This window comes from Streptomyces sp. NPDC059994, assembly GCF_042737755.1.
GTDB lineage: Bacteria > Actinomycetota > Actinomycetes > Streptomycetales > Streptomycetaceae > Streptomyces.
The window spans coordinates 1-11399 of record NZ_JBHWUR010000163.1; the positions used below are offsets into that span (position 1 = coordinate 1).

The following is an 11399-nucleotide window of genomic DNA, read 5'->3' on the forward strand; positions in this document are numbered from 1 at the left end:
ATGCTGCGCCGGCTCACCCGAGGCGGCCCCGCTGTCAGGCACGGACCACGACCACTACAACGAACCCACTGAACAGATCTCAAACACGGTCTCAGAGAGGCCGCGGCTCTGAGCGTGGGACTCGACCGAAATGCGCTTCCACCGAAGGTCACCACTCTTTTATGCCACCAAATCATCGGTGTGCTGTGCCTGGAAGGCGAGGAGGAAGTTGCCAGACGGCTGCTCGATGGGCACCTGGCCACGCAGCAGCGCGAGATCGCATCCTCCATCAACGACCCGAAAACCGCCCTGTATGAGGCCCTGGGCCACGCAGCGTTGACCTGGGAGTACGAGCGCGGTGGTCCCGATCACGCCCCTGTGTTCCGGGCCGTCGTCACGGACACGCGTCGGCGGGCCGGCGAGGGAAGCGGCAGCAACAAGAAGACCGCCGCGCAGCTGGCAGCGCTCGACTTCCTGCAACGGCACGTGCCTCATGTCCTTACGGCGCGGGATACCGCTGTCTCACCGCCTCCGCCCGCCCAGGAGATCCCCGCATCGCGTGCCCATGTCGGGACCGTGCGGCGCCTTGAGGCGCTCTTTTCCCTTCCTGAGACGTCACGCCCCTTGCTCTCCCAAGCACTCGTCCACGCCTCATGGGCGTACGAAAACGGCCACCAGATGGAGAGATACCGTCAGCAGGACTACCAGGCCCTGGCCTACCTGGGGGCGCAGATACTCGGCTACGAGCATCTACTCGCCACCGCACGACGCATTGTCGTGGCGCCCCCCGACGAGTTCGCATTCATCACTCTCCCCAACGACGTGTACAACACGGGCTTCCACGAGGTCGGGTTGGCATCAGGGCTACTCCTTGGGGCAGGCCAGCGATCACTCGGCATACCCCTGGAAATTGGGGCCGACTCCTTCCAAGCCGTGATCGGCGCAGTCTCCGAGACAGGGGACTTCCAGGGATCGCTGGCCAACCGCTGGCCGCAAGAGTGGTCCCCGACATGGCAGTTGGTAGCACCGAGCGCGCCACCACCGGTCGAACCCACGACGCGCCTGGGCCGCACGGCCAGCATCATGAAGCTCCCCGTGACCTACGAGCACACGGTCACCGGGCCGGACCACCTGCAACGGTTCACGGCGGTCGCCGTTCTGCACAGCAAGGCGCTGGGCATCACGCTCAGAACGCAGGGCGCTGCCGTTCCGGGCAAGGTCCCCGCGAAGCACAGCGCGTCCTTGGCTGTTCTCAGTGTCCTCGACCGACTCGCCGATGGATCCCCGGCCCGGTCCTTTGACGGCGCCAAGGAAGAGGACCGCTCCCTCGCCCGGTTCCTCCTCGCCCAGCAGGCTAAGGTGCTCGACGCCGCGCCGGTTCCAACGCAACGATGGGTCACCGCACGCCTGTTCGGGCTTCATCTCGCCTCGGACGCTCCGGCACTGCTCAAGTGGGCCGTTGGCGTGGATGAGCTTCTGGGCCTCGACCTTCCCCTACAACCCGGCAGTCATCTGCGGGACGCGTTCCGCAAGGCCGTCGAGAAGCCCGCTGTCCCAGACCCCATCAACACCGTCCTGGCGCGAGCGATAGACACCCTGGAGCGGATCGAGACCCCCGAAAACATCACCACGGCGCACGTTCGTCACCTGGTGCAGTTGTGCGACGTCTACCGGTGCCTCGGCTCCAACGACCCCGACATCCCTCTGCCCGATCTCGCCGACGACTGGCGGATCCTTCACCGGGGCCGGTTTGAGACCCTGCCGTCGCTTCCTCCTGTCCCAATCTCCGGTCGGGCGCGAGCAGTCCTCGACGCCGCACTGTCCACCCTCGCCTCAGGCGGAGGAGAAACCTCCGTCGAAGTCCTCGCCGAGCGGCCGTTGCGACTGGGATTCCGGTCGACTCAACCCCAGTCACTGACCCTCCTGGAGGACGTGTGCTCGCTCTGGTCCGCGGCCAGTAAAGCGATCACCGTAGAGGCGACCGAACAGGGCATCGACGTGATCGTCGCCATGACAGAGGCCCCGCCCCAACCGGGTCCGATCACCCAAGCCGCCTTAGCCGCACTCCAACCGAGCCCCGAGCCGTACCGGGCAGCCGTGGCGGACCTCCTGCACGACCTCAAGAATCAACTTGTCGCCGCCCGCCTCGCCGACTCCCAACCCGCTGAGAGCCGCACGGCCCGGCTGCAGCAACAACTCGCCGCGAGCCGGCACCTCGACGAGGCACACACCCTCGCGCTGCGCCTGCGCGCGGCAACTTCGATGCTCACGTCAGCCGACACCGAGAGCGTCGAGCTCGGAGCCTTCCTCCGCCACTACGCCGGAGCAGTCCTCACCCGACTACCTGCCAGCATCTCGCTGTCGGTTCCCACGGCCAGGAGCACCGTCTACGTCGCACTGGGTGCACGAGCCCTGACCGCCATCTTCGACAACCTGATCGGCAACGCGATCGAAGCGCTGCGCAACGGCGGGGCCATCACCCTGGACTGGACCGCCGATGACTACGAAGCCGCCGTCGAAATCTCCGACGACGGCCCCGGACTTCCCTCAGATATCGCCTCCGCCCTGAACTCGGGCAAGCGCATCCGCAGCACGAAACCCGGAGGCAACGGCCTGGGCCTCCTGGGAGTCCGCTCGCTCCTCGCCAAGGTCGGCGGTCAACTCAGCCTCATCGCCACGCCCTCTGGCACCGCGTGGCTCACCACCCTGCCACTCGCTACCTCTACGCCAACGGAGTCCGCATGACCCAGCGACTGGCTAATCTGCGCATCCTCGTTGCCGACGACCAGATGGACGTGGCCCGCACACTGTGCCGTCCGCTGCACAAGGAAGGTGCCCGCCTGCGCTTCGCCGCAGACGGCCACACCGCTCTGCAGGAGATCGACACCCGCCCGTTCGACCTCCTGCTGATCGATATGAAGATGCCGCCCGAGGAATGGGGTGGTCTGTGGCTTCTGCGGCAGCTCAAAGAGCGCAAGTGCCGCATTCCCAGCCTCGTACTGTCCGGCGAAGGCTCGAAGCAGCAGGTCATCGAGGCGCTCCGCCTCGATGCGGTCGACTGGGTCGTCAAGGACACCGCCGGAGAAGAACTGCTGGACCGATGCGCAGCGACCGTCGCCGATCGCTTGGGCGAATCCCTGGAGCTCGCCACCCACCGCCTGCCGACTCCCCTGGCTCATCGCTTTGCCAGGTATGCCCGCGCCACCGATCCTGACAAGAAGATCCGCGAGGGCCTGCATACGCTGGAGTCGATCCTGCGCTTCGCCGCCGTTCTGGGGCTCAGCAGCACCCCGCCCGCACCGCTACGGGGGATCACGCCGGACCGGCTGGCAGCCCCGAGCATGGGCACCTGGTTCGACATCTGCACCGCTCTCGCGATCCTGCCCGATACGGGCAGCGATTTCCGGCGAGTACAGTCCTGGATCACCCCGGAGCGAGCTGATCATCAGCCGGTACAGAGCCTCATCTCCGTACGCAATGCCCTGGCCCACGGCCGGGACACACCCACCGCGGACCAGGCTGACCAACTCGACAAACTGCTGCGCCGATTCGCGCACCGCGCAGCATCCTCCTGGTGCGCCGATCTCGCGGTGCCCACCTCCATGACCTACGACGGCACCCAATACACCCTTGAGGTACTCACTCTTCAAGGGGTCGGAAAGCCGGCCCCCAACACGGTATCGACCCCGACGCCGGTGATCACGGGACAGCCAATCCTCGCCTCCCGCGAAGGCACCCTGCTGCTCTTGGCTCCGTGGCTGCTGGCCCACAGGGAACCCGCCTCGGGAACCGTACGCTGCCTGCAGTTCGACGGTCTCCAACGCGCAAAAGAGGGTCTGACGCCAGACACGCCCTTCCGATACGCGCGAACAGATGACGGCAAGGGCCTCCCCCTGATCCACCACTCTCAGGCGCGCTGGCTGACCCTGGCCCGGTGGACGTAACCCCAGGATGCCCGGTACAGCCCCATGCGCATCCGTGCCACCTGGGGCGGGACAGGGAGCCTAGAGGAAGCATCCAAGGCGTTCGGATTCTCCAGGGCTAAGGGCTACGACCTCGTTCGCCAGGGGAAGTTTCCGTGCCGCGTGCTCCGCATCGGCCGCAGCACCCGCGTCGTCACCGCATCCTTCCTCCGCGTCCTCGACAGCGGCGAGCCCGAGTACAACGGAGCCCACGAAGGAGCCCTCAGACCATCTTGACCAGCCATACGAAGAGGCCCGCCGGAGCAAACCGGCGGGGCCTCTTCGCGTCACGGGCGTGTCACCGACCCCGTAGACGCTCACCCGTCGCAGGGTCCTGAACTGGACTTACGCGCTCCCCTTGGACCAACTGGACGCCCTTGGACGGTTTCTACGACATGCCGCAGGTGGTTCCGCCCGTCGGCGATTGAGGAACGGCCTCCGTACGCGGCCACTCCTTCGGGATTTCAGGTCACCTTCTTCGGTGTACGAGGTTGGCAGTGGGAACCCGGCTCAGAACGGCGGCGGCTGGTGTGCTGGGGCAGCCGGGAGGTCCCATGGGTTGTGCTGGACGTGCTGCTGCGCGCTGGCCTGGCTCGGAAGCACAGGGGCTTTGGGGCGGTGGGGGACGTTGGGGCGCTCGCCGGTGCCGCCGCCCTGCGGATGCTCGTTGAACCAGGCAAGGCCACCGATGTCGAGGTGGTGGCGGGCACGGGTGAGAGCGACATAGGCCAGGCGTGCCTCGCCCCGGGTGATCGGCCCGGGGCGCCCTTGAGCGTCTTCTTCGGGTTCGAGGAAGTCCTCGCCGATGCGGACGGATGGCCATTCTCGGCCTTTGGCTTTGTGTGCGGTGGAGACGGTGACATCGGCGGATTCTTCGGAGCCGAGTCGGTCGACGGCCTGGAGGACGGCGGTGGTGCCGAGTTCGTCGACGAGCTCGACCCAGGGCAGCAGGTCCGCGCCGGCGGGGTCGTTTTCGGCGTAGTCCTGGACTTCGCCCCAGCTGCGGAAGAGGAAGAGTTCGGGGTGGCGGGTGCCGCGGCCGTTCTTGAGGTCTTGTGCGGCGGTGGCGAGGGCGCGCAGGCTGCCTCCGCCGCCGGCCATGGCCACGCGGCGGCCGGCGTCGAGTTGGTGGAGGACTTCGGCCATGGCGCCGCCGTTGGTGCGGCACAAAACGGCGTCGGGCTGCTCGAGCGGTGCGACCCGGGTGGTGGTGGCCTCATGCCCCTTCAGCCGCAGCGGGGAGCCGGTGACGGCGAGCCAGCGGTTGGCCTCCTGGGCGAGGGCGGGCCCGAAGCGGAAGGACTGGGTGAGGGTGATGTGGGTGCCGTCGGAGCCGGTCATGATGTCGCGGGCGCCCCGCCAGCCGTAGATCTGCTGGGCGCTGTCGCCGACCAGGACGATCTGAGCGTGGGAGCGTTGGAGGTTGAGGACGTACTCGAGGGCGCGATTGGTGTCCTGTGCTTCGTCGAGAAGGATGTAGTCGGCTGCGATGTGGGGGTCGGTGAGCTGCCAGACCTTGAGGTAGTGGTCGTGTTCGACTTTGAGTTTGTCGCCGGCGGGGTTGCGGACGTCGTCCCAGGCGCGCTTGGCGTACGGGAGCACGGTGGTGGCCAGCACCTGGTGGACGGCGGGGTCTTCCGCACCGCGCTGGAGGGGGACGTGTTTGGGCAGGATCTCCTTGTCGTCGGACTGGGAGAAGACAAGGACGGTCTGCTTGGCGATATAGGCCAGGTTGGTGTGCTCGAAGACGCGGTCGCCGACGGTGAGACCGTGCTGGAGGCCAAGGAGGTCGGCTGTCTTCCAGGCAGGCGTGCGGGCGCCACCGAAGCGGTGCCGGTAGCGATGCCCGACGGCGGCGTAGGCCAGACCGTGTCCGGTGCGGCACTTCACGCGAGTGGGAAAGCGGCGGGCGGCGGCCTCTTTGATGGCTCGGTTGAAGGCGATGTAGGTGCCGCTGCGGACGCTGTCGGCGGCGGCGAGGAGTTCGAGTGTGGAGGTCTTTCCGGTGCCTGCGCCTGCCTGGATGACGAGGTTCTTGCCGGTGGCGAACTCGGCTACGGCGCCTTGCTGTTCGCTGGTGGGGATAAGAGTAGGCAACGCGGTGTTCTCCAGTCTTCAGCCGTCAGGTCGGAACGGAACGTCCTTCTCGAGAGAGTGGCAGAGGCCACTGACAACGCCGCTGCAGAATTCGCACATACGACATGGACTCGAACCCTGACTGCAAGATCTGGCTGATACGTGCCTGGCGAAACGTTTTCTACCTCTTTCCGTGTACGAACGCCGGGAATGAAGGTTCGACGCAATCTGGCGCATTGTCAGTGCCCGTTCCTAGCCTGGTGAGTTATGGCGAACGGCGTATGGCATACCGGCTATCACATCAAGATCGAACTGACGCATGCGGATCTCGGACATCCAGATCGGCCCGGTCTGCTCGACGAGATCACCACGCCCATCGAGCAGCGCGACCGTGAGCTGCTGCAGTGTCTACGGCATCACGGCACCGGCATCTGCCGGGCCGAAGAAGAGGACCGCTCCCCCTGGATGACGATCCGTCGGCGCACCATCGGCGGGGTCACGACCCTGGTGGCCGCGCACCTGCCGGTGCGCACCAGGCCGACAGCCGAGGAGAGCGACAAGCACAAGGCACTCAAGGAGCGGATCGCGCGTGCCGCTCAGCGCCATGGCCTGTCGGCGCAGATCGAGGCACGCAGCACGGACGGCAAGGTACGCAGCGACGTCCTGGTGACGGGCGGTGCGGAGCGCATCGGCTGGGAGGCACAGTATTCGCCGATCACGGCGTCGACGGTGCGACGGCGTTCTGCCGCGGCGGTGGACCGCGGGATCATGCCGCTGTGGGTGACCAACGATGACCGGGCGGCGCTGATCGACCGGGCACCGTGGGTGAGAGTGGATGACTGGTCCTGGCACGAGATCGCCTCCGAACGCGCCATGCTCGTGCGGGGCGGGGTGCGGCACCTGCAGGACTGGGCCTGCACTCCGGCCGCCCAGCGGCCCTGCCCCCTCAACGGCAGTTCGTGCGGGGGCCTGCACGTGCATTGGGACCTGCCGGTGCTGTGCCTGCCGCCCAAGCCACACACCCGAGTCGACGACCTCGTCACAGCCAGCGCCGAGGGCGACTACGTGCCGATGAAGATCCCGGCCCAGCACAATCCACGGGCCTCGACTCGACTGTGGGTCCCCGCGGCCGACCGGGACCGCTGGCGCGACATCATCGGCGAGGACGAAACACTGCCCGAAGCGGAACCTTCGGCGGAAGCAAGTCCGACATTCACCGAAGAGGATCTCGACCCCACCTGCCGCTGCGGCGAAGACACCCGCGTCTTCGACGATCGCCGACCGCGCCGCGATCACGCTGACGCATCCGGCCCGCACACCTTCCCCGAAGTACCCCAGCGGATCTTCCGCATCCCCCGCCAGCCTCAGCGCCTCACCGCCAGCCCCGAGCAGCGGGCCTCTGCGGCACAACGCTACGGCTGTCCCGTCTGGTATGTCGGCCCGTGCGCCGGCTGTGGCGCACCCATTCATCGCTACGGCGCCGGCTCCGCACACGCCTGCGCCACCTGTCGAAGGCGTGTGCACTAGGGGGTGGTACGCGGTGATCCGCATGCACATGGGATCACCACTCCCTGCGGACGGCGAACGAACGGAAGGTGGCTAGGGACCGGCTAGGCCACAAGGCCAAGGCTCCGCCGCATCGCACGGCCCACCGCATTCAGAACCCGCACCGGAGCAAGGCGACAGGGGCTCCTCAGCCATGCGTGTCTGCCTCCTCGTCACGGTAGCGGCGCTTGTCGCAGTCCGGGCAGGTGGCGGACCCCAGAGCGTCCGATTGCCCAGGCACCAGATCGCCGCAACCAGCGGCACAGGGGTGGAGGGAAGTACCGCAGGTGAAGCACAAGGCCACGCCGTCGGGGGTCGGTCGGGCGACGGTGGAGACGTCCGGGACCACGGCGTCGTCGCCGCAGATAGGGCAGGGGACGTAAAACGTTTCAACGCTCAGCGCCCACCGCCTGACGGCGCCGCCCGGGGCCGTGAGCGCCCGCTGCCGCCACTGTTCGTGGAAGTCGTCACCGACGAAGACCTTGGCGTGAAACACCGCAGGACCAGCTGAACTCCCCCAGGTGGCACGGCAGAACAGACAGTGCGGTTCCTGTTGGCCGACCACCAGGGCAAACTGCCCGCACATGCCGCATTGGACCGTCACCGAGGCATGCGGGGCCAGGGCGGACATGAGAGCCGACATGCGCGCTTCGACGAGCTCACTCAGCCCCTGATAGCGGTCCCGCAAGACACTCAGGGTGTCATCGACGAGGAGGCGCTCGGGCAAGTCCAAGCAGGGCCGCAAGCCGTCATGCAGGAAGTCGAGCAGTAAGTGCAGGACCTGGGTGGCAAGACTCCGAATTGCCTCGACGGACTCCTCCAGGCCATAGTGAGTCAGGGCGTTACGCAACTCCCCAAGGCGACGAAGGCCCTCGCGGTCGCCGTCCGCGATGCGCAGCGCCGCGATCTGGTCGAGGCGATCGAGGGTCTCGTCCATGCCGATGCTCTCAAAACGGCCCCGGCGGAACTGCTCATGCGTCACGCCGCCCTTCTTGTCCTGCCGGCTCTTGGGCCAGACGTCCTTGACAACCAGGGTCCAGTGCTCGGCCTCCAGACGTGATTTGAGGAGAACCTCGGCAGCGCCGTAGAGGTTGGTTACGGCCTGCTTCAGCGCAGCATCGGTGACCTCTCCATCGGGCGTCGGGGTCAGGTGGTCAAAAACGACGCGCAGGGAATCGAGGCCGTTGGCCACCGGACGCATCACCAGCCGTCGGGGTGCGGCGGCATCCGGGGCTCGGGTACCGCTGGCGGGATCGGGAACGTTCACCTGGGGCCCTATTCGGCGGTCGGCATCTGGAAGGGGTCACGGGCAACAGCGGTCGGAGAGGAAGAGGTGGGCTGGTCGGTGTCAGGGTGGCTGAACAGACCGGCCTCAGCCGCTGCAGGCGTGATCCGTTCGGGGTCCCCGATCCCTTCGCCCCCTCGGACGCCGGGTGCCCGCCGAGTGGCACGGATTGTGTCTGTCCTGGTCTTGGTCATGTTCGTGTCCGTCACAGCTGTCTCCCCCTGTACGTACGTCATTAGACCGGTCTCCCCATATCCGCAGTCTCAGCGGCAAGGGCGCCTCAGGCGACGGCCGGCCAGGTGAGACGAACCTACATCGGTCGCATCAGAATGGTGGCTGCCCAGCGAGCCTGGACGGCATTACCCCCGGCAGCGGCGCACCTTCGGGAAGCGGCAGACTGGCCTGGTCCATGGCGGGACCTGCCTCGAGGCACGCCCCATCGGCCGGTGACGGCAGCACGCGCCACCCCAGACCGGCCGCCAACAAGACGGCTCGGTCAGTTCTCACACACAGCCCCTATGAACGGGGCGTACAACTAGGGCTGCCGTCAGGTGCTCGGCCAGCAATCTGCCCTGGCTGATTCCGACCGCAGCACGAAGCACCAGCCTTTTTCCGAAGCGGCCGTTGCGGCAGGCTGAAGCCATGGGGGTACCTACCAGTCGCGTGTCGTTCCGCATCAGCTTCACCGAGTTCATCTCCGACCCGGACGACGATGACTGCCGACGCCGTGCCACGACCATCCCGGCCGACCGGATCACGTTCGACAGCGAACACCTGATCCTGTGGCTCGGCGACACGGAGCGCGTACGCTTCCCTGTGGGCACCGTCAAATCCATCGAGGTCGTCCACGTCCCCAGCACCAGCCGGCGCGAGGACCCGGATCAACTCCGTGCCCGCTACCCGAATTTCGGCAAAGCGTGGAGCAGCGCCGACGATGAGAGACTCCTCTCCCTGTACCGAGCGGGGCAGCGTGACTACGACGTACTGGCCACCGAATTCGGACGACAGCCCACCGCCATACGCTCCCGGCTCGGCCGGCTCGGCCTCGAACAGCTATGACCGAAGCGGGATCAGAAGCCGCGATCCGCGCGGTGGCAGAACTCGCCCACCACGTCCATTGGATCCACGCGTGGCCCGGGAAACCGACATGGCGCGACCGACTCCACCGATGGGCCTATCCCGAGATCTATCGCTTCGACCCAACCGCCACCCCACCGAGGCCCTGGCTGGACCGGCCCTCCGGGGCGTACGAACGGACAGGCTGGCGTATCCGAGTCGCCTACGTGGCGGACGAAGTCGCGTTCGAAGTCGAATACGTGGTGTGCCGGCCCTGCGCGATCGGCTGGGTGGAATCACCCGTCTCCTACCCTGGCTACAAGCGGCTCGGACTCGCCTCAGCCGCGCTTCGATCTCTACGCCACCAATACCCCGGACTGGAGTGGCACACGGGCGGCGGGCACTTCCGCGAGTCCGAGCCCTTCTGGATCTCCGTCAGCGCGGAGGTCCCCGGCGGTTACACCCAGCAGGAAAGGTGTCACCACGTGGAGCCCTGGCGGGTGAAAGGCACCTAGGAATGCTGGGAGAGCTACCTCCATCGCCCGGGAGGCGCGTGCCGATGGTTCATGCAGGGGGGAGGGTGCCTGTGGTCAGCACCCCCGGCGGCCCGAGGCCCGGTCGGGAAGCACCAGGCGGCGAGCGGCGCACGCGAGAGATCCCATTACCCCCCAACTGACCGCCTCACCAGCCCGAATTACGCAGTTTCCACGTTTACCATAGCCATAGGGGCACCTCGGCTCGGTGCGCCGCCATCAAAGCTACGAGGCAATATCCAACTGGGCGACGTCCGGCGTGCCGAACAGGTCGTCGAAGTGACGGGCTCCCTGCGCGGAGATCAGAAAGTACGGAGCGCCTGACCCCGCAATGCTGTGCGGCCCCTTCCGGCCCGCGACGAGCACATCGTACGGCGACCGCACATCAAGGTCATCGAAGACGTAGTAGACCGGGAGTTGTGTCCAGGCAACGAGCTGCAGATGCGCAACCACCGCAGCCCGTTCGACAGCGTGCCGCCCCGTTTGCCTGCTGGTCATCCCACCCTTGCAGTCGATCAGTACGAGGTCCTTGGCCTTCGCCGCAATGAGATCCGGGAACCACCGGATGGAACTGTCGGTCTTCCTGAGCGCGCATTGAAGCGCCCGGCTCAGCCGCCCTTGTCCCCAGGAGTCGACTTCCCACCCTCGCCCGGTGAGTTGCTCGGCGACGTACCGCTCATGCGCGTCGCCTATTGCTTTCCGCTGCTGAAAGCTCGTCATGGATGCAGTGTGACCCGCCAAGCAAAGCAGGTAACCCATCGTGGATTGAACCTAGTACTGCAGCCGCAGTTAATGTGACTGGCTCGCGAGCCGCTCGTTGAGCCAGTCATGGGTGGGGATGTCACGGTTGACGAGGTGCAGGGCTGGGCTGCGGGCCTGGATGGTCTGCACGCTCGGATCAGCCACTGTTTCCGCAGATCAGAGCCACGCCGCCGGGTCCTGGAGTACATGCGGGGGCTTCTG

General features: G+C 66.7%; 7 protein-coding genes. 4 read left to right on the forward strand and 3 right to left on the reverse strand.

Annotation, left to right across the window (positions count from 1 at the left end; all coding sequences use genetic code 11):
- Nucleotides 1-114 precede the first annotated feature (114 nt).
- Complete coding sequence (locus ACFWA7_RS38130; protein WP_385827743.1) at nucleotides 115-2724, forward strand: ATP-binding protein; 2610 nt, start codon at nucleotides 115-117, stop codon at nucleotides 2722-2724.
- Nucleotides 2721-3923, forward strand: a complete 1203-nt coding sequence (locus ACFWA7_RS38135) for a PleD family two-component system response regulator (protein WP_385827745.1) — start codon at nucleotides 2721-2723, stop codon at nucleotides 3921-3923. The genes ACFWA7_RS38130 and ACFWA7_RS38135 overlap by 4 nt, the downstream gene beginning before the upstream one ends.
- 528 nt (nucleotides 3924-4451) lie before the next feature.
- Here ACFWA7_RS38135 and ACFWA7_RS38140 read toward each other — a convergent pair.
- Complete coding sequence (locus ACFWA7_RS38140; RefSeq protein ID WP_385827747.1) at nucleotides 4452-6038, reverse strand: UvrD-helicase domain-containing protein; 1587 nt, start codon at nucleotides 6036-6038, stop codon at nucleotides 4452-4454.
- 246 nt (nucleotides 6039-6284) lie between these two features.
- On the opposite strand from ACFWA7_RS38140, the gene ACFWA7_RS38145 reads away from it, so the two are divergent.
- Nucleotides 6285-7544 carry a hypothetical protein gene (locus tag ACFWA7_RS38145; RefSeq protein WP_385827749.1) on the forward strand — a complete coding sequence of 420 codons (1260 nt, stop codon included), beginning with the start codon at nucleotides 6285-6287 and terminating at the stop codon, nucleotides 7542-7544.
- Between the two features lie 166 nt (nucleotides 7545-7710).
- Here ACFWA7_RS38145 and ACFWA7_RS38150 read toward each other — a convergent pair whose 3' ends face one another.
- Entirely contained in the window at nucleotides 7711-8829 is a 1119-nt protein-coding gene (locus tag ACFWA7_RS38150; protein ID WP_385549496.1) for a hypothetical protein, read from the reverse strand.
- 681 nt (nucleotides 8830-9510) lie between these two features.
- Between ACFWA7_RS38150 and ACFWA7_RS38155 the strand changes: the two genes are divergently transcribed.
- Nucleotides 9511-9906 (forward strand): hypothetical protein, encoded by a 396-nt coding sequence (locus ACFWA7_RS38155; protein ID WP_385549499.1) that lies wholly within the window; start codon nucleotides 9511-9513, stop codon nucleotides 9904-9906.
- A gap of 755 nt (nucleotides 9907-10661) precedes the next feature.
- Here the strand turns inward: ACFWA7_RS38155 and ACFWA7_RS38160 are convergent.
- Complete coding sequence (locus ACFWA7_RS38160) at nucleotides 10662-11156, reverse strand: hypothetical protein (protein ID WP_385549502.1); 495 nt, start codon at nucleotides 11154-11156, stop codon at nucleotides 10662-10664.
- Between the last annotated feature and the right edge of the window lie 243 nt (nucleotides 11157-11399).

Bases quoted from the DNA above. Each gene is read 5' to 3' on its own strand.
- ACFWA7_RS38145 (WP_385827749.1), top strand. From the start codon at position 6,285: ATGGCGAACGGCGTATGGCATACCGGCTATCACATCAAGATCGAACTG.
- ACFWA7_RS38135 (WP_385827745.1), top strand. From the start codon at position 2,721: ATGACCCAGCGACTGGCTAATCTGCGCATCCTCGTTGCCGACGACCAG.
- ACFWA7_RS38160 (WP_385549502.1), bottom strand. From the start codon at position 11,156: ATGACGAGCTTTCAGCAGCGGAAAGCAATAGGCGACGCGCATGAGCGG.